The sequence below is a fragment of the Candidatus Binatia bacterium genome (assembly GCA_029248525.1).
Lineage (GTDB): Bacteria > Desulfobacterota > Binatia > UBA12015 > UBA12015 > UBA12015.
In genome coordinates this window covers 117,446-142,545 of the sequence record JAQWJE010000014.1, presented here as the reverse complement: position 1 = coordinate 142,545, position 25,100 = coordinate 117,446, and the positions used below count along the sequence as shown (strand labels likewise).

18 protein-coding genes are annotated in these 25,100 nt (G+C 59.8%); 12 read left to right on the top strand and 6 right to left on the bottom strand.

The window, feature by feature from the left end; translation table 11 throughout:
* Nucleotides 1–282: 282 nt before the first annotated feature.
* The 3 genes from P8K07_03885 (at nt 283) to P8K07_03875 (ending at nt 5,331) form a co-directional block, all read left to right on the top strand.
* Nucleotides 283–2,910, top strand: coding sequence for a right-handed parallel beta-helix repeat-containing protein (locus P8K07_03885; GenBank protein MDG1957662.1), 2,628 nt, complete (start codon nt 283–285; stop codon nt 2,908–2,910).
* 202 nt (nt 2,911–3,112) lie between these two features.
* Complete coding sequence (locus tag P8K07_03880) at nt 3,113–4,582, top strand: hypothetical protein (GenBank protein ID MDG1957661.1); 1,470 nt, start codon at nt 3,113–3,115, stop codon at nt 4,580–4,582.
* A gap of 71 nt (nt 4,583–4,653) precedes the next feature.
* Nucleotides 4,654–5,331, top strand: a complete 678-nt coding sequence (locus P8K07_03875) for a DUF2071 domain-containing protein (protein ID MDG1957660.1) — start codon at nt 4,654–4,656, stop codon at nt 5,329–5,331.
* Between the two features lie 31 nt (nt 5,332–5,362).
* Here P8K07_03875 and P8K07_03870 read toward each other — a convergent pair whose 3' ends face one another.
* On the bottom strand, nt 5,363–6,583 hold the full coding sequence (locus tag P8K07_03870; protein ID MDG1957659.1) for an MFS transporter: 1,221 nt from the start codon (nt 6,581–6,583) through the stop codon (nt 5,363–5,365).
* 425 nt (nt 6,584–7,008) lie between these two features.
* Between P8K07_03870 and P8K07_03865 the strand changes: the two genes are divergently transcribed.
* On the top strand, nt 7,009–7,836 hold the full coding sequence (locus P8K07_03865) for an SDR family oxidoreductase (protein MDG1957658.1): 828 nt from the start codon (nt 7,009–7,011) through the stop codon (nt 7,834–7,836).
* Between the two features lie 51 nt (nt 7,837–7,887).
* Here the strand turns inward: P8K07_03865 and P8K07_03860 are convergent, their stop codons facing one another.
* Together P8K07_03860 and P8K07_03855 are read right to left on the bottom strand one after the other, a co-directional pair.
* Nucleotides 7,888–9,318: a carotenoid oxygenase family protein gene (locus P8K07_03860; GenBank protein ID MDG1957657.1), complete on the bottom strand. Its 1,431-nt coding sequence runs from the start codon at nt 9,316–9,318 to the stop codon at nt 7,888–7,890.
* A 77-nt stretch (nt 9,319–9,395) separates the two neighbouring features.
* Complete coding sequence (locus P8K07_03855) at nt 9,396–11,867, bottom strand: TonB-dependent receptor (protein ID MDG1957656.1); 2,472 nt, start codon at nt 11,865–11,867, stop codon at nt 9,396–9,398.
* 152 nt (nt 11,868–12,019) lie between these two features.
* Here P8K07_03855 and P8K07_03850 point away from each other — a divergent pair, with 152 nt between their 5' ends.
* From P8K07_03850 to P8K07_03835, 4 genes are all read left to right on the top strand, one after another.
* Entirely contained in the window at nt 12,020–12,241 is a 222-nt protein-coding gene (locus tag P8K07_03850) for a hypothetical protein (GenBank protein MDG1957655.1), read from the top strand.
* 260 nt (nt 12,242–12,501) lie between these two features.
* A complete protein-coding gene (locus tag P8K07_03845) occupies nt 12,502–13,059 on the top strand; it encodes a PH domain-containing protein (protein ID MDG1957654.1) in 558 nt (185 codons plus the stop codon).
* Nucleotides 13,046–14,572, top strand: coding sequence for a PH domain-containing protein (locus P8K07_03840; protein ID MDG1957653.1), 1,527 nt, complete (start codon nt 13,046–13,048; stop codon nt 14,570–14,572). Before P8K07_03845 ends, P8K07_03840 begins: the two co-directional genes overlap by 14 nt.
* 100 nt (nt 14,573–14,672) lie before the next feature.
* Nucleotides 14,673–16,676, top strand: a complete 2,004-nt coding sequence (locus tag P8K07_03835; GenBank protein MDG1957652.1) for an acyltransferase family protein — start codon at nt 14,673–14,675, stop codon at nt 16,674–16,676.
* Nucleotides 16,677–16,687: 11 nt separating this feature from the next.
* Here P8K07_03835 and P8K07_03830 read toward each other — a convergent pair whose 3' ends face one another.
* Complete coding sequence (locus tag P8K07_03830) at nt 16,688–18,805, bottom strand: hypothetical protein (protein MDG1957651.1); 2,118 nt, start codon at nt 18,803–18,805, stop codon at nt 16,688–16,690.
* 193 nt (nt 18,806–18,998) lie between these two features.
* On the opposite strand from P8K07_03830, the gene P8K07_03825 reads away from it, so the two are divergent.
* The 3 genes from P8K07_03825 to P8K07_03815 all read left to right on the top strand — a co-directional run bounded on the left by P8K07_03825 (nt 18,999) and on the right by P8K07_03815 (nt 23,055).
* Complete coding sequence (locus P8K07_03825) at nt 18,999–20,030, top strand: isocitrate/isopropylmalate dehydrogenase family protein (GenBank protein MDG1957650.1); 1,032 nt, start codon at nt 18,999–19,001, stop codon at nt 20,028–20,030.
* A 622-nt stretch (nt 20,031–20,652) separates the two neighbouring features.
* Nucleotides 20,653–22,074 (top strand): GDSL-type esterase/lipase family protein, encoded by a 1,422-nt coding sequence (locus P8K07_03820; protein ID MDG1957649.1) that lies wholly within the window; start codon nt 20,653–20,655, stop codon nt 22,072–22,074.
* A gap of 141 nt (nt 22,075–22,215) precedes the next feature.
* The gene (locus P8K07_03815; GenBank protein MDG1957648.1) at nt 22,216–23,055 is read left to right on the top strand and encodes a crotonase/enoyl-CoA hydratase family protein; all 840 of its coding nucleotides are present in this window, start codon (nt 22,216–22,218) and stop codon (nt 23,053–23,055) included.
* A gap of 72 nt (nt 23,056–23,127) precedes the next feature.
* Here the strand turns inward: P8K07_03815 and P8K07_03810 are convergent, their stop codons facing one another.
* Entirely contained in the window at nt 23,128–23,301 is a 174-nt protein-coding gene (locus tag P8K07_03810; protein ID MDG1957647.1) for a hypothetical protein, read from the bottom strand.
* A 49-nt stretch (nt 23,302–23,350) separates the two neighbouring features.
* Between P8K07_03810 and P8K07_03805 the strand changes: the two genes are divergently transcribed.
* The gene (locus P8K07_03805) at nt 23,351–24,622 is read left to right on the top strand and encodes a cytochrome P450 (GenBank protein MDG1957646.1); all 1,272 of its coding nucleotides are present in this window, start codon (nt 23,351–23,353) and stop codon (nt 24,620–24,622) included.
* A 4-nt stretch (nt 24,623–24,626) separates the two neighbouring features.
* Here P8K07_03805 and P8K07_03800 read toward each other — a convergent pair whose 3' ends face one another.
* Complete coding sequence (locus P8K07_03800; protein ID MDG1957645.1) at nt 24,627–25,013, bottom strand: DUF2237 domain-containing protein; 387 nt, start codon at nt 25,011–25,013, stop codon at nt 24,627–24,629.
* Nucleotides 25,014–25,100 lie beyond the last annotated feature (87 nt).

Here is a 25,100-nt window from a genome sequence, read left to right as displayed (position 1 = left end):
TCAAGTAGAGCATTTGGCGGGGCTGAGGGGATCCTGATCCTCTCAGCCCCGCTCCGCCTGGGGGTCGCCCGTAACCAAGGGGTTGGAGCGGTACCCACGGGATCAACTGGCCTGCAGGCCGGCACGGTGCTTCAGGTGCTCCGGGAGTTCGGGTTTCTCAGGGTGCGGGCATCGGACCCAAGGCTCCGGATCCGAAACGGTGATTGGCGATATGGACCTCGGGTGTTTCATCTGGAACACTCAGGATGTCCGGTCTTCTGAATAGACCTGAGGAGTCCCTCGATGTTTCAAGCCAACCGCCTCGATCCTGCCACAATTGTCCTGCTCTTCCTTGTATTGATCCTGAGCGCGCCTGCTCGGTCGTGGGCGACCGCACCCGACAAGGCGGCCCAGAAGTGCATTAATGGACTGGTTCGGGACGGGCAGAAGGTCAGCCATACCGTGGCCGGTGAACTCGCGAAATGTGTTTCGTCGGCGATCAAGGGCGTTGAACTGGACCCTCTGGGCTGTGCGGTGAGGGACAACAGGGGCAAGATTGCCAAGGCCACTCGGAAAACTCTCGAGACCGAGGTGGAAACTTGCCCGGTCGTGCCCACGTTCGGTGTCGCCACCGGAGATGAGATCAATCAGGCCGCGACGCGACTGGGCCGCAATCTGATTCTCGAGCTCTTCGGCTCCGATCTGGCGGGATCCTTGCGGGCCGATGAGGAGGGCAAATGTCAGCACCTCGTCCTGCGGATGGCACAGAAGCTTTCTGCTGCGACGGCCAAGCTTTTCGGTACGTGCCTCAAGAATGAGTTGAAGGCCGGTACGCTCTCCGATGTTGGCGATATCGAGTCGGAGTGCCTGCAGGCAGTGGTTGACGATCCCAGATTGAAGCTCGCCAAGTTGGAGGCAAAGGTCCGCAAAGTTCTCGACAGGAAATGCCTCGGTTTCGAGACGGAGATACTGTTCCCGGGATTGTGCAGCCGGTCGTCGGACCTCGTCAGTTGCCTGAGCGCCGGATCTCGCTGTCAGCTCTGTCTCTCTGCGAACGAGGCTCACGGCCTGCAGGCGGACTGCGAGGTTTTTGACGATGGGGCTGCGAACGATAGCTGCCCGACCTGCGGGGCGGGGGCGGCGGCGCTCGGTCAAGTGGGCAGGTGCTCTATCTTGTCCGCCTCGGTGGTCGCCGTCGACGCCAGTCTCCATGAGGGCGGGCTCGAGTCGGGTCTTTTGCGTGTCTCGCTTTCGGCGGTGCAGCCGCGTGATACCGAGATTACGTTCACGCTGGGTGGCAGCGCCGGGATCGGCGTCGACTACGAACTGCTTGCGGGCGGAACGCTCCTGACCAACCCTCTGATCATTCCTGCCGGTGTACAAAGCGTGGATATCGAGGTCGATCCCCTGAGGACTCCGGCATTGGAGGGGGAGGAGAGTATCGTCTTTTCTCTGGAGGCGGCTTCCGGTTTTGAGGTCGATGGCGATTCCGCGACGCTGAGCGTTGTGGAGTACGGCCCCTCGCTCGGTGCGGTCTACTTTGTCGATGGAAACGGTGATGACGGTAATCTTGGCGACGAGGCGTCACCCTTCGCGACGATAGGCTACGCGGTTTCCCAGCTCACGGCCGGGGACACGCTTTACATCAAGGATGGAGTCTACAGGAATACGGGCTTCGCGGAGGCGCATGGGATTGACGGGAATGTGAGCGTCAACAACGGACTGGTGGCGCGGCTGACGGCATCGGGAACCGCCGACAACTGGATCACGATCGCGGCCTATCCGGATGGAAACGATGTTCGTCCGCTGCTGCAATTCGACGGGCTTGGCGGCATTCAAATCGGCAGTGGGGCCAACTACGTTCGGATCGAAGGCCTCGAAATCCAGGGGCCAAACCAGGAAATCAAATACGAATGGGCCCACGAGCACCGTTGGTCCAAGGAGAACTTCTATACGGGCCGCGGTATCTATAGCTGGGGGCCGGTGCACCATATTGTGATCGAAAACTGTGACGTTCACCACACGCCAGCTTCGGGCATCCGATTCAACAAGGCGGACTACATCCTCGTGCAGGGAAATACCGTTTCCAACACAACATGGTGGTCGACCAGCGCGGAGAGTGCGATCGTCATTGCCACAGCGCTGAGTATCGACACCGAAGATGCGGTCAAATTCCTGTATTCGGGGAACGTCGTATACAATAATTGGAACTTCATGGAGTTCTGCAGTTCGCCTTTGGAGAGCAGCACCGCAGACGCGTATGGCAACTGCGATTATTACACTGGCGGCATTATCGACGGCCAAGGGCTCTACGTGACCCGAAACAACACCACCTACCAATACGGTCGTATGCGATTCGAGAACAATATCGCGTTTAATAACGGTTTTGGCGGGGTGGTGTACCACAAGACCGATCGGGGCGAACTGGTCAATAATCTGGTTTTTCAAAACGGTGCCTACCCGGGCACATCGAATTATACCGGCATGACGGTGAATACCGCCGACGATCTGTTGATTGCCAACAACGTCATATGGGCGCGAGACGGCAATGACTACGGACTGAAAAACAACGGCAATGCTTCCAACGTGCTCACCACCAACAACTACGTAGTGGGTTTGTCGCAGTTCGGGACGGCGCAGGACAACGAGTTCATCGCCTTCTCCCAAGCCGACGCATTGGGGGACCTTTTTGAGAATGTATTCGATATCAGCGTTGCTCGTCCCGATCCGCATGCGACCAGCGGAGAGTTCGCGCCGGCCAATATCGACGCCCTGGTGCAGACCTACGCATTGGATTTTCATCTGCTGAGGAGCGCCTCGGACTTGATCGATACGGGCAACGCCGCATCGGCCCCGTCGGCGGATTTCGATCACGTTGTGCGGCCTCAGGGTGGAGGAGTCGATCTCGGGCCTTTCGAGTTGGAACAGTGATCCATTCGAGAGGCGCGCCGGAGTTGCTTTTGAAACTGTAGATCCTCCCATTACATCCTCGCAACTGCTGTCGGGTTTGGTGGCTTGGCCCTCCTTTTCTTTCGTGAGTCGGGGCCTCGGGAGTGGCGAGGCCAAAGAGTTTTCGCCAAACTATGGCTGTGCAGGGGGGCGGCGGCTTATTGCGCTGATCGGGGTGGGGAAAATGAAAAAAAGCAACAGGATCGGGATCGTATTTGTACTGCTGGCTATCGCCGGGTGGGTCGGGTCGCTGGACGCGCAAGTCGTTCACGAGGATATCGCGGTTTACGCCACCGGTGCTGGATCGCTGGTGGGTCTGCCTGAGCCCGGCCTCAATGCCGTTTTCAAGAACGACAGCATCTGTTTTCCATCTGCTTGCCTCTACAGCACGTCCAATCCAGGGATTATCACGCCATCTTCGGGCAACGGTTCGTATTCGGAGGTTGCGCCAGGCACCGGAATCCTGATGGAAATCGTCGAGATTGATCCTGCGGTGAGCGTGAGAGTCGGGGCGATGACTCTGGACGCAGTCGGTGAGTCGGCCGACCTTGGCACGGCTTCTTCGCTCCATATCCATCCTTCCTATCAAGTGATCGTGCCCGAGGGGCAACTGGGTCTTTATCCGGTTCGATTCCGGTTTGTGGCGGACTCCGGGTACCTCGCGTCACCGGTCTACGAACTCCTTTTGAGAAACCAGCCTGTCGCGACACCGAGTCCCGAACCGACCCCGGAGCCCACACCGTCGCCCACACCGTCGCCCCAGATCGATTGTGTCGGTGACCGAACTTATGCGACCGCGGTGGCTGACGGCTGCGAGACGATCACGGGAGGCAGCCTGCGGATCGAGAACACGGAGTTGGCGAACATCGATGGCCTGACGATGCTCGGCTCTGTCAGCGCGGATCTAATCGTGGAGAACAACAGCTCTCTGACAAACCTCGAAGGACTCGCAGGGCTGACGTCGGTGGGCGGCAACGTGAGCGTCGCCAATAATCCCGTTTTGTGTCCGTCCACCGTTGAGGACCTCCTGGTGGGACTCACCGTCGGCGGTTCGCAATCAGCCGTGGGTAACGGCGGAGCTTGCGGATCTGTCTGCGACGACGGCCCTCCCGTTGGTTGCGATTTCTGTACGAGTGGTGCCGAGGCCTTCAAGCCGTTGCTCAAGGCAACGAACTTTTCGACGGGAACGGCGGTCGACAAGCTGAAATATAAAGCCAAGCTCATTTTCGAGGATGCCGTATCGATCAACCCGCAGACGCAGGGCTTCCGGTTACTGGTTCGCGATGCCGATGCGGAGGTTCTTGTCGATCTCGAGATTCCGCCGGGCCTCTACGACCCGGTTACCCGCAGCGGCTGGATTCCCACGGCTGGCGGCAAAAAGTTTCAGTATCGTACGAATACGCCTCTGGGCGGGCTGGTACCGAAGGTGATCCTGAAATGGAACCCGAGGAAGCCCGGCGAAGTGACCGCGATCGTGACAGGCAAGTCCGGCGTGTTTGCGCAGCCCGGCGTCAAGCTGCCGCTGGCGGCGACCGTATGGCTGGATCCGACAGACCCCTCGACCGGCCTTTGCGCGGTTGCCGAGTTTCCCGGGCCCAAACCGCAGGCCGACTGTCGGCTGAGCGGTAATGGGGCTGCGGTCATTTGCAGGTAGCGAGATTGAACCAGCCAACACCATCAAGCGATCGCACCTGGGCCCTGCCTTCCGGGCCTTGGGTCATGCGAATGAAATGGTCGGAGTTGCTGTTCGCGCATTGGCCGGTTGAACCGGCTTTGGTTCGCCAATACCTGCCGAAGGGGCTTGAAGTCGACACCTTTGATGGCTCTGCGTGGGTTGGTGTGGTGCCGTTTTTGATGAGCGATGTCGCACCGCGTGGGCTTCCCGCAGTTCCGGGCCTAAGTCGATTCCTGGAGCTCAACCTCCGGACCTATGTCACCAGAAACGGAAAACGTGGTGTCTGGTTCTTCTCCCTCGACGCAGCCAACAGGATCGCGGTTCGAGCGGCCCGAGCGACGTTCAATCTGCCTTATATGGATGCAAGCATGTCTCTCGAGCAAGGTAAGAAATCCGCCGTACTCCAATTTGCGTCTCATCGAACGCATCGTAACGAGCCCGCAGCTGATTTCAGTGGAGAATACGGGGCAAGGGGAGAAGCTTTTCGGGCGGAGGCTGGAACATTGGAGGAGTGGCTGACCGGACGATACTGTCTGTATAGCGCGAATCGGAGGGGTGAGCTTTTTCGGGGGGAGATCGAGCACCCGCCCTGGACACTTCGTGAGGCGGAGTGCGAGATCCGACAGAACACCATGGGTGACGCGATGGGGTTCGATTTCAGCTCTTCGCCCCATTTGCTCTGCGCGGAGCCTCTTAGGGTTCACGCATGGTGGGCCACCCGCTGCTGACCGCCGATATTGTCAACCGCGCGGATCGCGACTACTTCTCGGGCGAAATCTCCTCGAGGACCCGGCCGCTGGTTTCCGGTAACATCCACAGAACCATGATCGGTGCGGCAAGCGACCCGATCACCATCAAGGACAGGGCATTCCAATGCGACCCCATAATGCCGAACAGAATGGATTCGGTCATCAGGCTCAAGGCGCCGCCGATGGTAGCAACGATTACGCGGGTCCCCGAGGCGGTGGAACGATAGGACGTGGGAAATAATTCGTTTCCGTAGATGTTCAGAACTACTGCGGCGGCCATACCGGAAAACACCATGCCCACCCAGATGGGAACCAGCGCCCATCCGAAGAGCTGGTAGAAGGCGATCGCCAGGATCGGATTGGCGGTGAGAAAGACGGCCGCGACCTTCTTGCGCCCGTATCGGTCCGAGAGGCGACCGGCGAAGGGGCCGCCTACCACGCCGATGCAGCCGCCGAAGATCCCCATGATCGAATAATGCCAGGGAAGCCATCCGTGCTCTTCCTGCAGATATTTGGGGCCAAAAAAGCTCGCGGCATCAGCGGAGAAGTTCAGCAGCAGGAGTACCGAGCAGATACCGAGAATTCGCTTGGGGTACATCCGAATCAGATCGAGAATGGGTTTCAGGAAGTTTTCCTGCCGCCTCACGCCGGAATTTTTCTGCTGCGCCTCGAACCGAGTCGTTTCTGGTAGGCTGCGTCGCATCCAGGCGACCATCGCAAGAGGGATCAATCCGATGAGATAGAGTGCCCGCCACCCCATGGGTAAAACATCCACCAGCCCGAACAGCGCGAGTGCCAGCCCGGAGCCGCAGGCAGCAAGTGCCGTGAGCGCACCGGCTCCCCAGCCGCGTGTCTCGGGGTCGAGTTCTTCGGCGATGACTACGTAGGCGAGAATCAGTTCCCCCACAGCGAAGGTCCGGGCAAAGAATTGCAGGATAACGAAGGTTTTTGCATCCGGCGCAAAGGCGGTAGCCCCGGTCAGTACGGTGTAGCCGACGATCGTGAAAAGGAGGACCTTGCGCCGACCCACCCGGTCGGCGATCACCCCGAAAAGAAAGGCGGGCAGGGCGCCGAGTCGGACGAGCGCGCCGAGGTCGCCGAGCTGTGCTTCGGGAATCATGAGGTCGGCCTGAATTTGTTTCAGTGCCAGCGAGAAGAGGCTGAGATCGTACTGGTCAAAGAGACTCACAATCCCGAGCAGGCCGAGGACGCGCCACTGGTGAGAATTCATTCGGGGTGGTTTGCCCAGAAACGGAGCCCAGCGGTACCAGCCGGGTACTTTGTAGTCGTCCTCCTCGTTGGGGGGTGGTGAGGCTGCTTTCTGCATGGCGGTCATCGAGGCCGTCCGAGGTCCGGCAAGACCCGGAGATGGACCTTGCCTCGGCCCGGAAGTTCGGTTGAGATCGTCTAGCTGGAGGGTGGCCCGCCATCAACAGGGCGAGGAGCACGATGTCACCAAGGTTCGTTGCTCGTGGTCGACAGAAACGAGTGGCCGGCGGCCCGGGCTGAGGGCGGCGCTCTGGTATGTATGATTGAATGTGCTTGAGTCGAGGAGCAGTCTGCCAGTGAATATGGGAAGAGGGCATTGACTTTTCTGCGCCTTGACCGCGCGGATCTACCGAATCAAATTCTACAATTCTTGAAAGGATAACCATTTTGATTGAATCAAAAGTCATTGCGGGACAAACGGCTGTTGTTACCGGGGCATCGAGCGGCATCGGGCGCGCGATCGCCGAGCACCTTGGGGCCGCCGGAGCGCACGTCTTTCTGTCGGGCCGAACGTCTTCGTCGATGGAGGAATCGCAGCAGACGATCCAGGCGGCCGGCGGCAGGGCCACCGTGATCCCCGGTGATGTACGAGATGTCGCGCAGGTTCGTTCGCTGATCGACGCGTCGGTCGAAGCAACTGGTCGGCTCGATATCATGGTAAATAATGCCGGATTGTCCTACCCGGCAACGATCATCGAGGGCGATCCGGAAGAATGGCGATCCATGCTCGAGACGAACATTCTGGCTGTACTCGTCGGGTGCCAGGCCGCGGTCAAGGCAATGCGCGCTTGCGGGGCGGACGGGCAGATCGTGAATATCTCGTCCGTCGCGGCAGAACGCCGGGCGTCAGGTGTTTATGGCTCGACCAAGCATGCGGTCAACGCCATCTCTGCGACGCTGCGCGAGGAACTCGAGGAGGACACGATTCGCGTAACAAACGTCATGCCGGGCGCGATCGCCACCAACTTTGCGCGGAACTTCGACCGCGACTTCATCAATACCATGGCGAAGATGGGGGGGATGGAGATCGAACTGGAGAAAGGCGACCGGCTTCCGCCTGAGGCACTCGAGGCCCTGGCGGGCAATATGAAGCAATTGCTGGGCAGTCCAGATGACGTGGCGAGAGCGGTTCTCTTTGCCGTGACTCAGCCCATAGAAGTGAATATCGCCGATATCGTTGTTCGGCCGCCGAAATCGATGACAGTTCCTCACTGATACCCGGGTTGTGTGTTCATGGGGCGGGGTTGGCCGGGCTGCAGGAGCAGCTCAGGCCCCGACCCAGTTCGCATGAAACCCGTAAGGCACTCGAATCGGAATGCGCACCCGGGCGACCGGTCCGTCGCTGAACTTTTGTGCATCAACGACCCAGCATTCCGCGTGATTGTCGGTTTCATCATGCACGAAGCCGATCACATAGCCGTCGTCCTCGGACTGGCTGTTCACGCGCGGCGCGAAGACCATTTCCTGATGGAATTGAGTATCGCCGAACTCCACGGTTTCGATGGCGTCCGTCTTGCGGTCGTGCTTCAGCATGCCGCTGAAGAGCAGGCCGCGTGTCGGGTGGAAGCGGGATGCATAGCCGTAGCGGGTTTCACGGCCCAACATGGTTTCGTTGATGCGGGAAAACTCCATCGGGATCGAACTGACTTTTTCCTCGCTCACGGAACCCGAAGTCATATTCAGGCGATATCGTCGCATCTTGCCTAGTTGATCCTCGGTCTGTTCGGATACCAGGATGGAGGTCCTCTCGGACCTGCAGGCCTGAAGCACGATCTCGTCGCCTTCTTCCCAAGCGTTGAAGGTATGGAAGATGTAGCCAGTCTCGACATCGAACCATTTGATTTCGCTGCCCTGGCCGTATCTTGGCACCACGCCGATCCGCGCGCCGTTTTCGGGTTCCCAATCGAAGGCCTCACCGCCGTTCATCACGCGATCGAGCGAGAAGGTCACCGGCATATCGAAGATCAGGCTGTAGTGCTCGGTGATGGCCATGTCGTGGATCATGACCGGCTTGCCCGCCAGATCGATCGCGGTTTCGTGGACCAACTTGCCTTTGGGGTCGACGACTCCATATTTGACGAAGGGGGCCTGCCCGTAGGAGTAGCAGAAGAGGATCATCTCACCGGTCACGGGATCCACCTTCGGGTGTGCGCTGACCGCATGGTTCCAGCCGCCAAAGTTCTCCTCGCCCACGGTTCCGAGATCGGGAAGGCTGATCTCGTGTGGGAGGCCAGCCTCCCAGAGCGCCAGAAGTTTCTTGTTGTGATACACCATCGCCGTATTGGCCAAATTTTTCATCGGCATATCGGCGGGCGGTTCCACCTTGCCGATCGTATTGAAGCCGCCCCACAGAGCCTTTCCTTCTTCTCGTTCCCTCAGCAGTCCCCGGGTCTCAATCCAGCGGTTGCGGTAGGTCGCCTTGCCTTGGTCGAACTCCACCCCATGAAGCATCCCGTCGCCATCGAATGGATGGTAGAGGTCCGGCATCGGAGGGGTGAATTCGGGGTTCGGACCGTTTCTGAGGAAATTGCCGGCGAGGTCGGACGGGATCTGACCTTCGACTTCGGGACAGGCGAGCGTCACTTCCTCACTGACTCCTGTGAAATTCCCCTCGAGATACTCGTTCGACATGGCCTCGTGCTCCTCGCGCTGCGGTTCCGTCTGCCCGGCGTCCGGGACAGCGATAGTGGACTCCAAGCTAATTAGCTCTCTTTTCTTGACCTGACCATAGGCGTTTCGTCAAGTTCTTTGCCCATGAAGGGGCCGCGGCACGATCAATTGAAGGAATACGCGAACTCGGCGCCAAAAGTGCGGCCCGGCATCCATGGCCGCTGATAGACGCCGTAAAACGATGCCAGAGAAACGCCCGCACCCGACACTCTCTTGTCGGTCAGGTTGCGAGCCCAGAGTGCGAACTGCGCTCGATCATCGAGAAAGTCGTAGGACAGACGCAGACCAAGAGTGTTGTATGCCGGCTGATCGGCAGCGGTCAGTTCCGGACCGATCCAGTTCACGCCAGACCGATACGACCAATCGATGCGCGGCGTAAGCCATCCGCGCATGGAGCCGACCCAGGCGCCATCTACAGGCAATGAGTACTGCAGGGCCATATAGCTCTGGATCGGCATGGCGGCCGGCAAACGCTGACCGGAACGATTGACCTGTTGTCCATTGACGTTGTTGATCCCGACCGGGAAATCGGTGTAACGCGCATCGAGCAACCCGAGGCTTCCCTCGACGCGCCAGCCGCGGGCGGGCCTCCAGCTAAAGTCCAGCTCGACGCCCCGGTTGACCGAAGCCGCGGCATTCAGCGTCAAGGAAAGGAGTGTCTCCAGTTCGCCGGCCTCGTCATAAATCGGCTGAAAGGTTCGGACCTGAATGTCGTTGTACAGAGCAGCAAACACCGAAAGATTGACGGTGAGCGTGCGGTCGAACGCGACGGTCTTGAGCCCGACTTCGAAGTTGTCCAGCGTTTCGGGCGCGAAGGAAAGGAACTCGTTCGACTCGTCCGAGGGGTTGATTACCGCATTGAAGCCACCGCCCTTGAACCCCTGCGACCAGCTGACATACCCCATCAAGTGGTCGAGGGGGCTTTCATCGAGGTAGCGCTCGGGAAGAGTCATGGCCACATTGACCAAGGGCGTCCACGCTTCAAAGACCTCACTGCCCTTGCCTGTCTTGGTGATGGCCTCGACCTCACCGGTCTCGGTGAGGCGCTTGTTTTTTTGCCAGGCACCTTTTTTGTCCTGCGTGTAACGCAACCCGACCGTCAGCCCCAACCATTCGGTCACATCCAGCGTGCCTTGCGCATATAGGGCCCATGTCCAATTGCGAAATCTCGTTTCATTGAGAGTCCTCTGCGAGATCGGCGGCACAATCGTGGCAATGGTGGCATTCCCACGCTCCGCGGTCTCCCAGAACCCGAACAGGCCCGACACAAAATTGAGCCGACCGTCCAGCGCGGACGCGTTCATCTGGACTTCCTGTTGCACCTGTTCCGATTGGCCTGGCTTGCCCAGCAGAAGCCCCGGTCCTCCGCCATCGCTGGCGAGGATCAGCATGGACACGTCGGTCAGGTCGAGATCGGTGAGGGCGTGGTTGCTTTGCCCGCGCCACGAGCCGATATATTTCAGGCTCAGATCTTCCAGAAAACCCATCTGCCCGGGGCTCCAGGCCAATGTCCCCCAACTTCCCCAGTTTCGGCCACCCCGGTTCGACCTGCGGTTGGCTGAATACTCATAAGGTCGGGTCGCGCGGCAAGCGGGGTAATAGTCCGGATCGTTAAGCCCCAGTCCCTGCTCCTCGACGATCACGCACTCGCCGACGCCCTGGACCGCGCGATTCTCGAGCCAGGACCCCGATACGTCAAGGATCAACTCGGGCAGGATCTCCAGCTGCAAAGATCCGAGAAAGCTCAGGTTGGCCACGGAAGACGTGTAACGGGCCGCCGCTCCGGTGGTTGGATTCGGATAGCGTGTGGTGTCGAAGCCATCATGATTCTCCGAAGCAAATGCGATGCGGGTTGCGAGCCGGTCCTCGAACCAACCGATATCGATCGGAATGTTCAACATGACCCGGCTCTCCACCCGGTTTCGATTACCGACATTCAGCCATGCGGAGGCGTCGAGAGTATCGCTCGGTTTCGCGGTCGTCACGTTGATGGCGCCGCCGACGGTGTTTTTACCGAACAGGGTGCCCTGCGGTCCTCGAAGGACTTCGATCGACGTAATATCGACGACGTCAAAGACCAACACCTGGGATCGGGGGAGATAGATCCCGTCGATGTAGAGACCAACGCCGGCGTCAAAGGCGGCACCGGTCTGTGCCTGCCCGACGCCTCGGATATAGATCCGCCCATTCGAGTTGTCCCCGATAAATTCCAGGTTGGGGACCAGGTCCTCGATCTCACTGAAGCGGCTCACATTGGCCTCGCGCAGCAGGTTTTCGCTGAGCGCTGTAATCGAGACGGGCGTATCCTCAAGCAGCTCGGCCCGCTTACGGGCTGTGACGACGATTTCCTCGATTCGGATCCGCTCGCCCGCGGAAAGGTCGGGGGCACCTTCCTCGACCTGCGCCGCTGCTGCATCAACCTCGTCCATCACTCCGCCGGCGTCTGTCGGTTGCTCGATGGCCTCCACATAGGAGGACGCCGCGCCTGGCTCTTGTGCGGCCACCGGGGGCGCGAAAAACGTTGCCAGAATGGCCAAGAGCATCGCTCTCGCGATGCGGCTATTTTTATCGAGCATTGGCACGATTTAGCGTTTTTCCGGATCCTTTCCAAACATCCGTCGCGCATTCTCCACGGCCGGCGGGCAAGACTTTCAACGAGAGCGGTGATCTGGTCTGTCGCTTGACGGATGGACAACCGCTGTCCTCAACTTGGGGCAAGATGTCGGTGATGAAAGTGAGATCACGAGGCCCACGAAAAAAATCTGTCTCTCGAGGAACGAACACACGGACGCGCCTCTGGCTTGCAAGCCTGCTGGTTGCGGTAGTTGGCACCGCATTCATCGTGAGCGGCTGCGGGTGTCGAGACTACACGGATTGCGAACTGCAGGATGATGGCGACTACGAATGCTATCCCCCAACTTGCGAGGATGCCGAGGAGTCGGCACCGTAGCTCCAGCCACGGGGGGGCCGCCCGGCAACCGCCGTCCGGGGTAGGGTTTGCGGCATTGAACCTCGGGGCGGCAGCGGGGGCCGCTCTGCCGCGCGTCTGAGTAGAATCGAGTTGACTCCCGCTGTTGTTCTGTTGCTCTGGCGGAGGGGCAACTTCGGGGCTATCGATCAAGCCTGAGGCGCACAGATCAGCATGGATATGCGTCCTACCGGTGCGCTCGGACGATCTTGGGGTGGGGCGGGCGTTGGCGGATTGAAGGAATGCAAAACCAGGGAGAACTCAGACTGGGATTCTCGAACGAAATTAAGACGGATGACGAACTTCCAGCGGTAGGAGATCTGGCGTTCCGATCCCTCGAGCCCAGCTATGCGCTCATGCGCCAGCGTGTGATTTGTTCCGTTGTTGCGCTCTTTGCCCTGATGGCGGTTCTTGCTGTTCTGTTTCAAAGGCAGCTGCCATTCGCACTTTGGGGTCCGGTCTCCGTTGCCTTTTCGGTCCTGACCATGGCGGGGCTATTGATGGCGGTGTACCGGCGCCTGGCCGATCCAAGGAAAGCCTACGCGCTTCGTGACCACGATTTGAGTTTTCGGTCCGGCGTGTGGTTCGTCAGTGTTGTCACGCAGCCGATCGCCCGAATTCAGCATGTCGAGCTCACGCAAGGCCCTTTGGAGCGAAGGTATGATCTGGCCAACGTGCTTGCCTTCAGTGCAGGAGGTCAACAGCACACATTTGCAATCCCCGGACTGAAGCGAAGCGAGGCCGAACGCCTGAGGCAGTTCATCCTTCAGCACCGGGACGCGCGCGATGACGAGTCCTGAAACGACCGGTACTGGACCGCCCGAAGGCGCCTGGCAACGGATCTCCCCGCTCGCTGTGGTCTTCTTCATGCTTCGCGGGTTGCGTGCGCTCGGGAGCCAGTTTGTCTACCTCATTCCCCCACTTTTTGTCGCTCGCAATCAGATCGGGGAGCGACTCGGGGCTTTCTTGTGGCTTGTCGCTCTTCTTCCTGTCTTGGGCACCTTCTGGTGCGGGCTGGTTTGGTTGCGCTACCGCTACAGAGTCGGCCCCGACCGCATCGAGATCAGGTCGGGCGTTCTGTTCCGCAAGCAAACGCACGTCCCTTTTGATCGGATTCAGAACATCCATATCGAACAGCCGTTATATTTTCGGCTTTTCGGCTACTGCAGCCTCCGGCTGGATACCGCCGGATCGAGTCAGGGCGAAGCACATCTCGTCGCCATTCGCCTCGACCGCGCGAGAGAGCTCCGAGCCAACTTGTTGGCGACAAAAAAACCCATTCGGGCGCCCGAGGAAGATCTCGATGAGGAGCGGGAAGTGGTCCTGAACCGTCGTTCGTTGGGAGATCTGACGGTTCATGGGCTGACAAATAACCGGATCTGGTTATTTGTCGGGGTGCTGGTGCCTTTTTTGCAGCGCATCGGGGATGCGATCCCTTCCTATCTCAAAGAGAGCGGGGTGGATTTTCAGCTCCCGACGTCGGCTATGGATCAAAGCAGGGTTGCGTTGGCCCTGACGGCTGTCGGTTTTGCCGTGCTAGTCATTTCGGGCCTGTTGTTGTTTTCCATCATGGGCTCGATTCTGACCTATTACGGCTACACTCTCTCTCGTGCAGGTGGCCGTTATTGCTGCCGGGCCGGGCTTTTGACGAAAAAAGAGTTTGGGATGCCGACGCGACGTTTGCAGAGCATTCACTACCGGCAGAGCTGGCTTGATCTGGTGCTGGGCCGGGTGAACCTTTTGCTCAAGCAGAACAGTTCCGGGCTGCCGGAGCCGCCGGGCGTAGAGAAGTCTGACCAACTGCTCGTGCCTTCGGTGACCCCGGATGAGGCATGGGATCTGATAGCGGACGCGATGCCTGATTCGGCGATGCGAAATATCGACTTTCATGCCCCAAGCAAAAGGCTGATCAATCGCTACTCTCTTTGGGCGATATGGCCGGCGCTCGCCTGTGTCGCTTCCGTCGTAATCGCTCTGCCGCTGGTCGTGTCGCTCGGATGCCTGGCCTTGGCGATCCTCGTCGTTGTCGTCTCCTGGCTCCGATGGCGGCGCTGGGGCTACGCCTTTGACGACGAGTTCATCTATATCCGAAGGGGTCTGATCGGAGTCGAGTATCTCTGCTTCGAGCGATACAAACTTCAGCAGATCGGGTACGCAAGCAGTCCATTCTTGCGGCGTCATCGGAGCCTCAATCTCCAGTTTGTGCTGGCTTCGGAATCGATCTACCTACCCTATGTCGATCGATCGACGATCGCGCCTCTTGTCGATCGAAGCCTCTACCAAGTGGAGTCTTCGGGGCGGTCGTGGATGTAGTTCCGTTGGCCCCGGCGCAGTCGATGCGGTTTTGGGCAAGCCTCATGGTTGGAGCCGCGGGTTGACGAATACTGGGCGGTTAGGTCAAAAAGGAGCGTTCATGTCGTCCCCTCAGCGAATCAAGTTCGAGCCTGCACTCGAAGGTCTCCGTGGTTTTGCCTTGCTCGGGATGATTCTTTTCCATTCGCAGTTCGAGTGGGCGCGCGGAGGCTTTCTGCCGATCGCGACTTTTTTTTCCTTGTCCGGCTATTTGATCACCTCGCTCTTTCTAAGCGAGTGGGAGCGGTCGGGGCGGCTGGACCTGGTAGCTTTCTGGGCGCGTCGCTTCCGGCGCCTGATGCCGGCGGCTCTCCTGACTCTCGTGATCATGGCGATCTTTGCCCGGTTCATAGCCTCGGCGGCGCAACGAACGGCTCTCGCGGAAGATGTTTTCTGGTCTCTTTTCTACGTAGCGAACTGGCACTTCTACATTTCGAATACGGCCTATACAGAGTTGTTTTCGGCGCCGTCTCCGCTCCAGCACTTCTGGTCGCTGGCCATCGAGGAGCAATTCTACTTTCTATTTCCTCTTGTGGCTGCGGGGGCATTGCTGCTCGGTCGTGGCTCGCATCGGGTGCTGGCAGCCGTCCTTCTCGGTCTGAGCGGTATTTCGGTCGTGATCGGAGTCCTGCTGATAGGGCAAGGCGCACCGATCGACCGCGTCTACTATGGTTCGGATACACGTGCGGCCGAGCTTTTGCTGGGAGGGGCGCTGGCGGTCTGGACTTTCGGGCGCCCGGCCTTCTCAGGGTCTGCAAGGTTGCTGGTGCAGGTTGTGGGTCTCGTTTGTCTCGTGCTCATGGTCTGGACGTGGTCTGTCGTTGATCTGAATTCGGTTTGGCTCTACCAAGGCGGCTTCGCGCTTTATACGATTCTCTCACTCGGCGTGATTCTCGCGTCGGTACAACCAGAGGGGCCTTTGCGAACTTTTCTCGCCAATCGATTCCTTCGTTGGACCGGACGTGTTTCCTACGCCGCATACCTGTTTCACTGGCCCATCTTTCTGCTGCTGAACGAACAAAGGACTGGCCTGGCGGAGCCGGCCTTGTTGCTCCTGAGAGTCTCGATCACATTTGCTCTTGCCGAGTGCTCCTACCGTTTTCTGGAATCTCCGATTCGCAGCGGAAAGTGGCTTCGTGGAGCGAGGCCTTATTTTGCCACCGGCTTTGCTCTTGTGCTGGTCGTCTCCTTGTCCCGATCTGCCATCGCGGTCCCGCGCTTTGCCGACGGAGGATATGATCCGTCGCCTCATGTCGCCGAGATCGTTCCGATGTTCGAGCGCATGAAGCAGCTGCCGCCGGTCAAAGCTCCGGAGTCGTCGGCCCGATCGGGCTCTCCTCGAGTGGCCGTTTTTGGCGACTCGACCGGGGCCGCGCTGACGATTGGTCTGTCGCATTGGCTTGAACGCACGGGGCTGGGTCAGCCGCGGATTGGTGTTTCGGAGCTGGGATGCGGACTGTTGCGGCAAGGGGACTATCGGTATCAGGGAAAAGTACTGCCGCGGCCGGCGCATTGTCAGCCTCGAGGTGCGGCTTGGGAAGCGAATATTTTGACGCAGGATCCCGATGTGGCGGTCGTCTCGTTCGGGCCTTGGGAGGTTTGCGACCGGCGCTTCGTCGACGGGGGCTCCTGGATGCATCTGGGCGATCCCGCGGTTGATGATGCGGTTCGCGCGGAACTTCTGGAGGCTGTGGACCTTCTCGCAGCGCGAGGGGCGCTGGTCGTCTGGCTCACTCATCCAGCGATCGATGTTCGTGATCCGGAAACCGGTGCCGCGCCCGTGAAAGCCTATCCGGAGTCTGATGTCGCGAGGATGATTCGTTTCAACGAACTCGTGCGGGAACTCGAGGTTCTGCGGCCGGGGAAGGTTGTCGTCCTCGACGTAGCGACTTACCTTCGGGACTCGAGTGGCGGCGAATTGGACCCCTTGTTCCGTCCGGATGGAACTCATCTCGATGCCGAAGGCTCTTTGCGACTGGCCAACGATTTTGTCGGGCCCGAGGTGATTCGTCTCTACGAACGCGAGAGAGGCCGCGCGGCAGCCAGCGGGTCGCCCGAAGATTGAGTCCGCGGTCATTACCCTGCGACGTCTGGCCCGAGGAGAAAGCGCTCGATGCCGCTACCCCCGCGGTCGGCAAACCAGCCGAAGCCGCGTTGTCGCAGCCCGAACTCGACGGCGGATGTGGCCCACGGAATCGCGCCGGGTGCAGCAAACTCCAGAGTGAGACTCTGTCCGGGTGCAAGATCCCGACCCAGCGGCATATGATAATCCTTGATCACGGTGCCGTCCTCCAGCCGGAGTCGTGCCGCCAGTTCAACTCGACCGGCGCGTTCGATATCCAGACCGGGCCAACTTTTTGTGCTCGTGTTTGTGACTGTGACCAGGGCTCGCCGGAACGTTCCGCCCTCGCTGGCGCCGAGCGGAACGACTACGATGTCACTGTGGCGATCTCGCAGGGGCAGCTCGGTGGTCGGCAAGCCGTCCAGGCTCTCTGGTTTGGGGATCTCCATCTGTGCGAGGAGTCGTTCTTTTTCGCGGCCGCAGCCAACACGCGCTTCGAAAAGGACATCGCGACCAAAGCGTGCGCGCTCAACAATCGGAAGTTGGTTCACGAAGGCTGCCTCACTTTTGTCCATGCGTCCAAAATGAGCGACGATCCAGCGCAGGTCCGTGAATCGACACAGGGTCTCGAAAGCCGCAGGATCGGGGAGTTGACTCGCCACTGACATCAGCATCCAGAACGAAGGTGGCTGGTACCCCGAGTATCCGTTGAGCAGCGGCAGCCAGTGTTCGGTCGCTCCCAGCATCGCAAGGCCGGTCTCTCTCTGGCGATCGCCGACCTGCGTTGTTGGCGGCAAGTCGAGGACGGCGCCATCGACACCGTTCTCGGCAAGCCAGCTGTGCGCGCCCGTGGTGTATGGAGCGCGAAGGAGGCCCGTAAGTGACAGGGGCCACGCGGGCTGAATGGCGAAGAGCACCGCGATCGCGGTGGGCAGCATGATCTTCTGAATACCAGAGCGCCAGCTTTGGCTGCCGCGCAAGGCGAAGCTCAAACCGAACCCCGCCAGTAGCGCCACGGCGAGGCGAGAGACGACGAGGAAACGTACCGGTGCTCGCATCGTACCGAACCCCGGGATCGTATCCATGAGGAGTCGGTAGAGACTGGGAAGGTCGGTTCCCGGAATCAGAGAGCCCTGTGGTCCCATTGCCAGCAAAGCGCCGCATAAAACGGCACCCGCGAGACAGAAGCGAAGCGAGCGAGGAGCGCGACCAAAGACCAGTCCCAGAGTCGCGAGTGGGAAGAGCAGCACCCCCGAGCCTTCGAACAAGCGTTGTATCGAATCGGTAAAGCTGAGCCGAGCGCCACTGGCCAGGATTCGCTCCAAGCTCGAGCCTGGCGGATTCGCACTATCCAAATACGGCAAGGCGGAGGGGGCGGCGAGGAGCGCTCCGCAAGCAAGTGCAAGCAGCGGGAGCAGTCCCGAGCGTCCGTACTTCCTGGCCTCCAGGACCAGGGCCGGGCTCAGCGCAACGAGAAAAATTGCCAGAATGAAGGTCAGGTAGGCGCCCGCGAGGAATTGGATCGCTGTCACGAGGACCAGCATCGCAAAACCCGGCCCGCTGGGATTTCGTGCCACGCGCAAGGCAAGCAGCAGAACCAGTGGGAAAAGCCAGATCGCGCTTTCGTGGAGGCGAACCCAGACAAGGCTGATATTGGGATCGAAGGCGAAGAGTGCGGCGACAACGAATGCCGCTACAGGGGCCTTTTCTTCCTCAATCACGGCCAACCAGAGACTGAACGCCGTAATCACGCTGACCCCAAGGGCGGTCAGGTTATAGGTAAGGATCGGGTTTCGGGTGGCAAACCATAGCGGTGTGGCCAGAGGGGTCATCCCGATCAGGTGCTCAGAGGAGGCGAGTGCATTTCGCGCGGGGTGGGAAATATTTGCGTCGAAGAGTTCAAAGGGGGCGAGGACCACGCTCCGTGCTGTCCACGCAAGGATCCAGACGAGAAGGTCGAGGTCGGCGCGCTCGAAGAAACCAGAGCCTTCGGGTCGGACTGGCGGGGCGGGCAACTCGGTGGGCAAATGGGCTGCGAGAGGCCATGACAAACTCAGGGCCAGCAATCCGAATCCGGCCAGGGCCCAGAAGTGTGCGCCGAACCGAATCTCTTTGGTGTTCAACCCGCTCACGAGCAGCCTGGTGCGCGCCGCCTGAGAGGTGCAGCGGAGAGCAGGGGGCGAAGTTGGGACGACATAGGGGCATTTATTGCCCCAAAGACCGTGGATTGGTCAAACCACGAGTGGCGCCCGATGAGAAAGTATTTCCGTGACGTCTAGCGCCGGCCGGAAATAAGGGCTTGGATGAGAACGGAGGTTCAGGTGAATGTCAGACCATGAAGTTGTATTGATCCCCGGCGACGGTATCGGGCCGGAGGTTTCGGAGGCAGTCCGGCGGGTGCTCGATGCGGCGAGCGCTCCTATTGAGTGGACGGAGGAGCTTGCCGGTCTCGCGGCGATCGAGCGTGAGGGCGAAGTCCTGCCGGGTCGCACTCTCGACGCTGTTCGTCGAACCGGGATCGCGCTGAAAGGGCCCTGTACAACGCCGGTCGGGGAGGGTTTTTCTTCGGTCAATGTGCAGCTGCGGCGCACACTCTCGCTGCATGCAGCGCTCCGCCCTGTAAGGAATTTGCCGGGTGTAGCGACGCGCTATGAGGACGTGGACCTGATCGTCGTCAGGGAAAATACCGAAGGCCTTTATAGCGGTGTGGAGAATGAAATCACGGACGGGGTAGTCACTTCGCTGAAGGTGGCCACCGAAAAAGCCTGCCTGCGGATTGCACGGACGGGTTTTGCCTATGCCGCGAGTCGAGGCCGCAATCGGGTGTCCGTCTTTCATAAGGCGAATATCATGAAACTCAGTGATGGGCTGTTCCTGCGGTGCGCCCGTGAGGTTCACGAAGACTTTCCGGATATCGAATTGGAGGAATTGATCATCGATGCCGGCTGCATGAAATTGGTGCAGGATCCCTCTCGCTTCGATGTTCTCCTGATGGAGAACCTTTACGGGGATGTTGTCAGTGATCTTTGCGCAGGCCTTGTGGGAGGGCTTGGTGTCGTCCCGGGGGCGAATCTCGGTGACGGTCGGGCGATATTTGAGGCGGTTCACGGCTCTGCGCCGGACATCGCCGGCCAGAATCGGGCAAATCCTCTCGCCCTCCTGATGTCCGGTGTGATGATGCTCAATCATCTCGCAGAGACTCGAAGCGATGGCCGATGTGCCGCCGCCGCGCGGCGAATCAAGGCCGGCTACGACCATGCTCTCGAGACGGGCCAGACCACAGCGGATATCGGCGGGAGTCTCGGAACCGCGGGCTTCGCGGAGGCCGTGATCGCCGGACTTCCCGCCGCAGCCTGACCCGCCCGAATGGCCCAGGGCGGGCCCGTTGCGATTCCCGATCGTCGCAGCCGCTCAGCGGTGCCTGCACTGGTTGTGATCGGAAGAGGGCCGCAGGACCCATGCGGCCGGTATTCGATACCAACCACGGGGGCGCCAGACCCACTCGCTTGCGCGCCACGTATACCGAGGCCCGGGCCGAGGCGGTCGTTTGACGACCAATCGTATTCGGGAACCGGGAGCCGCACGAACCTGAATCGCGGACGGTTTTGCGCGCCAGGCCGGCCGGGTGCGGTAGTAGCGGGATGCTTCGGCTGCCGGTGCGGTCAGCACGAGCAACGTTACCAGTACGATCAAGATTCTGAACATAGTGCCTCCTGTTTTGTCTACCTGCATCCTCGAACCGAACGATCGCCAAAACCCGTCGTTCAGAATCGGGACGCGCGAAGGCATTGTTGGAAGTCTTCAAAGGGCGGCGCAGGACCAGCAAGTTTGACGCGGGCCCGAATTTTGCGTCAGAAGGGAGACCTTGTCTGTTCGTTGTTTTGCGGCTTATTGGTGATTTCGTGTTTCATGGATTCATGCCGGGCGAGAATCAGATTCGCCGGGGCCGGGTGAGGATTGGTAAGAATAGAGGTTGCGAATGAGAATTTTGATAAATTTCCCATGGCAGATCGCTCTACTGTGCTGCATTTCCCTGACGGCTGGATGCTCGGATAGCGATTCAGGCCCAGCGCTTCCCGCGTGGGAGGATGCTCCGTGCGAAACGGTTTCTTCATTGAACCAATACGACGGTCTGATGTCGCGGTGGAAGGAACAGACCGATGCGGCCCCGTTCGAAGCGGGCCGTATGGTGTTCACCGGCAGTTCCAGTATTCGCTTCTGGGAACAACTCCAGGAAGACCTGTCTCCCTGGGCGCCGATTCAAAGAGGTTTCGGCGGAGCAATCAGCTGGAATCTGGTCGAATATATCGACGAAACGATAATCCGTCACGACCCCGCAGCTGTCGTGATCTTCGTGGGCACCAACGATATCGCCGTCGACCTGGGACCGACAGTCGTGGTCGATTCTTACAGGTGTATCGTGGAGACAGTCGCTCAGGAACTGGGGGACGATGTCTCGATTCACTACATCGCAATCACACCGACGCCGTTGCGCTGGGATCAGTGGAGTGAGGCCAACCAGGCCAACGAGGAGATCGCGGCATTGGCAAGCCAGTGGCGTGGACTGCATTTCATCGATACTTCTCCGGCCTTCCTGGCAACCGGAGAGCCCCCTGCGGCCGATCTCTTCATCTCGGATGGGCTCCATCTATCCGACGCAGGGTATGCCATCTGGGCAGAGGAAATTCGTGAGCATCTCGAAGCGACCGTGCCGAAATTTTCAGCAGTGTTCGATCCATTGGAGCCCGGAACCACCCTGCTTGTCGACCTCGGCCCCGGAAATCCGGAGGATGGACTGCTGGCGCCCTCGCCAGATGGTTTTGGCCGGCATTGGAACAGCTGGCATCCTGTCGAGGCGAATACGTTGTTGAGTTCCGGCGAACATCTGGGAAGTCTTGTCACGACATCAGGAGAAGCCACTTCGCTTCGCTTGACGTTTTCCGGTGCGACGAAGTTTAGCGCAGGCTTGCGTGACGGTGGCCTCCTCGATCCTTCCGAAGCGTTTCTGGGCGATCTCGCGGTGCCGGAAGCCACCGCAGATTTTCTTTATGTATCTGCGACCGGCACGGTGCTTGTCGGCCGAGGTTCACTAACTTTCGAGGGGCTTGATCCGGACGCCTCGCTGCAACTCCGTCTGTTTGCCAGCAGGGCCGGCCTCGAGATGGAAACCGTCGTCTATCGAGTATCGGGGGCCGGCGCGCCGCAATCGCGGACGCTGAACTCGTCTGGTGATGAGCTGGCTTCCGGCGACGGGTTTGCGGGGAACCAGGACACGGTTGTGATGTTTGAGGGGCTTGCTGCCGATACGAGTGGCAGACTGCATGTCGATTTTGAGCCTCAAGGCGGCGCGCTGGGCAGCACGGCCAGCCTTGCGCTGATCGAGCTGAAGATCGTCCCGTGAGCGGGCTTGCCCCAGGAGCGGATGCGGAATCCCTCGGTACGGGTGCGTCGAAACGCGAGGCCGGTGGAGAGTTGACGAGGGTGATGTCCTTGAGGCAAACAATGCCTTCAGGTCGCCGACGACCAAGACAAGGAGCCAATCATGAATTTTTCCTCGCCCGTATTGAGCATCGAAATCGATGGGCACGTAGCCACGCTCTGGCTGGATCGCCCGGAGAAGCGAAATGCCATGTCCCACGAAATGTGGAGTAACCTTCGACCTGCGATCGATGCCATTGCAGCTGAACCCGAAGTTCGCGCTGTCGTGCTGGCAGGTCGTGGCAAGAGCTTTTGTGTTGGTATCGATCTGGGTGATTTGGGCAACCAGCCGGCGGCGGGTGACGATCGGGGGGCAGGCAAGACGTCGGGCGCTCTTGCGAATCTCAGACAGATGGAAGTGACGCGCGCCTTTCAGGATGCGATCACAGCCGTGGCCGAATGCCCGTTGCCGGTCGTCGCGGCGATTCACTCGCATTGTCTCGGTGCCGGGATCGACTTGGTGACGGCCTGTGATATCCGCCTCGCCTCGCAGGATGCGACGTTCGGGGTCAGGGAGACCAAAATCGGTATTGTTGCCGATGTGGGCACCTTGCAGCGACTGCCCGGGATCGTCGGAGACGGTCATGTCGCCGAACTGGCTTATACCGGCAAGGATATCGACGCGAAGCGTGCGGAGAAAATCGGTTTGGTCAACGATGTCTACGAGGACGAAGCCGCCGTTCAGGCCGCGGCATTGGCGATGGCGGAGGACATAGCCGCCAACGCCCCTTTGGCGGTGCGCGGAACGAAGTTCATTCTGCGACAAAGTGAAGAACTGACCACTGAGCAAAGCCTGTTGCTCAACGGTCTCTGGACCATGGCGACGACCCTGAACTCGAATGACTTGATGGAGGCGATGTCGGCCTTTATGGAAAAACGCCCCGCGAAGTTCAGCGGTAGCTAGGACTTCGGCGCAATGCCGTTCGTCGAACTTCGGGGTTTGCGGTTCTATTTCGAACGCGCGGGGTATGGGGCGTCATGATGGCTTGGCAACCTCGCGAATATGGAACGCCTCTTGTCGCGCATCCCAAATGCCGAGCTGGAGTTTTTTGATGGCGGCCATGCCTTCCTTCTGCAGGATGCCAGTGCCTGGCGGCGGATTGTGGAGTTTCTTGCTGGAGACCTGCCGGGCGAGGCATTGCAGGTACATTCCAGACTTGCCTCCTGTCGCCATCGTTGGAGCCTGCTAGGATACGAGAATGCAAAAGTCCTCTTTGCCGACGACCGAAGATATCATCGGGCCCGATACGTTCGCACAGCATGGGTATCCTCACGCTGCCTGGAAGAGGCTTCGAAACGAAGCGCCCGTTCATTGGTTCGAGCTCGAAGGAGGGGTGGGCTTTTGGGCGATTACGAAGCGTGAGGACATCGTCTCCATCTCGAAGCAACCAAATCGCTTCCTGAACGGCCCCCGTCTGGCGATCTTTGAAGAGGGCGCGCCGGTCGAGGGCGAGAGGACTCTCGCCCGTCACCTGCTCAATATGGACCCACCGGACCATCAGGCGTTTCGCCGCGTGGGTGCCGGTTGGTTTACGCCGCGCAGTATCCAGCGACGCAGCGAGGAGGTTCGGAGGATCACACGCGATTTGTTGGACGAGATGGCCGGCGATGGCGAGGAGCGCGAGGGCGATTTCGTGGCCGATTTTGCCGCGCCTCTCACACTAAACGTTCTGGCCGATATGCTCGGGGTGCCGCGCGAGGACTGGCATTTGATGTTTCAGTGGACCAATCAGATCGCGGGGTCCGCAGACGAGGAATATCAGAGCGGCGATGAGCCTTATGACGGACTTGAGCAGGCGCGGGTTGGTTTGTTCGAGTATTTCACGGATCTTGCCGAGGAGCGCCGCAAGGTGCCGCGCGACGATATGGTCAGTGTTCTGGCGAACGTGGAGATGGACGGGGGGCCGATGCCGGCCTTCGAGCTCCTGTCCTACTTCTTGTTGCTGGTCGTTGCGGGAAACGAGACCACTCGGAACTCGGCCAGTGGAGGCCTGCTCGCGTTGATCGACCATCCCGAGGAAATGGCAAAGCTGCAAAAAGACCCTTCTCTGGTCGATGATGCCGTCGAGGAGATCGCCCGCTGGACGGCCCCTGTGATTCAGTTCTGCCGCACCGCGACCGAGGACTTTGAGCTTCGTGGTCAGACGATCCGGGCGAACGAGTCGATGTGTCTGCTCTACCCGTCGGCGAATCGAGATGAGGATGCGTTCGAGGACCCCGATCGGTTTCGCGTGGATCGAAACCCGAACCCGCACGTAGGATTCGGCATTGGAGAGCACTTCTGCCTGGGCGCGCACCTGGCGCGGCTGGAGTTGCGCGTGATCTTCGAGGAGCTGTCTGCGCGGTTGGAGTCGGTGGAGCTTGCTGGCCCGGTCGAGCGAATGCGCTCGAGCTTTCTTGGCGGTGTAAAGCGAATGCCCCTGCGCTACCGGCTGCGGCCCGGCAGGCGCGCGCGCCGCACCCGAGCTTGAAGCTTCAGTTCAGGTCGATCGCGAATTCGCGCAGGATCTTCAGGGGCACGACTTCGAGCGCCCTTTGGTGGGTCCTGGTCAGCCACACCCGAGGAGCCGCCTTGTTCTGTTGCGCCTCGAGCCACCGTGCGGCACATAGGCACCAGCGATCTCCGGGTTTGAGACCGGGGAAGCCAAACTCGGGTCGCGGCGTCGAGAGGTCGTTGCCGCGGAGGCGCGAGAAGTCGAGGAACTCTGCCGTCAGCTCGACGCACACAGTGTGGGAGCCCCCATCGAGTTTGCTGGTATTACAACATCCGTCGCGGAAAAATCCGGTCAGAGGATTGTGGCTGCAGTCCTCGAGGGGTTCTCCAAAAACATTGGTCGATTGATCAATCTGCTCTTCTGACACAGGGCTCTCCTTAGCGTGAAATTTCCGTCGTGTCAGCCGACCTGAGTGCGTCTCCCTTGCCTTTGGCGTCCCGACCGCAAAACTTCC

Excerpts from the sequence above, each read along its gene's own strand:
- P8K07_03885 (MDG1957662.1), top strand. The coding sequence starts at position 283 with ATGTTTCAAGCCAACCGCCTCGATCCTGCCACAATTGTCCTGCTCTTC.
- P8K07_03880 (MDG1957661.1), top strand. The coding sequence starts at position 3,113 with ATGAAAAAAAGCAACAGGATCGGGATCGTATTTGTACTGCTGGCTATC.
- P8K07_03875 (MDG1957660.1), top strand. The coding sequence starts at position 4,654 with ATGAAATGGTCGGAGTTGCTGTTCGCGCATTGGCCGGTTGAACCGGCT.
- P8K07_03870 (MDG1957659.1), bottom strand. The coding sequence starts at position 6,583 with ATGAATTCTCACCAGTGGCGCGTCCTCGGCCTGCTCGGGATTGTGAGT.
- P8K07_03855 (MDG1957656.1), bottom strand. The coding sequence starts at position 11,867 with ATGCTCGATAAAAATAGCCGCATCGCGAGAGCGATGCTCTTGGCCATT.
- P8K07_03850 (MDG1957655.1), top strand. The coding sequence starts at position 12,020 with ATGAAAGTGAGATCACGAGGCCCACGAAAAAAATCTGTCTCTCGAGGA.
- P8K07_03845 (MDG1957654.1), top strand. The coding sequence starts at position 12,502 with ATGCAAAACCAGGGAGAACTCAGACTGGGATTCTCGAACGAAATTAAG.
- P8K07_03840 (MDG1957653.1), top strand. The coding sequence starts at position 13,046 with ATGACGAGTCCTGAAACGACCGGTACTGGACCGCCCGAAGGCGCCTGG.
- P8K07_03835 (MDG1957652.1), top strand. The coding sequence starts at position 14,673 with ATGTCGTCCCCTCAGCGAATCAAGTTCGAGCCTGCACTCGAAGGTCTC.
- P8K07_03825 (MDG1957650.1), top strand. The coding sequence starts at position 18,999 with ATGTCAGACCATGAAGTTGTATTGATCCCCGGCGACGGTATCGGGCCG.
- P8K07_03820 (MDG1957649.1), top strand. The coding sequence starts at position 20,653 with ATGAGAATTTTGATAAATTTCCCATGGCAGATCGCTCTACTGTGCTGC.
- P8K07_03815 (MDG1957648.1), top strand. The coding sequence starts at position 22,216 with ATGAATTTTTCCTCGCCCGTATTGAGCATCGAAATCGATGGGCACGTA.
- P8K07_03810 (MDG1957647.1), bottom strand. The coding sequence starts at position 23,301 with ATGTACCTGCAATGCCTCGCCCGGCAGGTCTCCAGCAAGAAACTCCAC.
- P8K07_03805 (MDG1957646.1), top strand. The coding sequence starts at position 23,351 with ATGCAAAAGTCCTCTTTGCCGACGACCGAAGATATCATCGGGCCCGAT.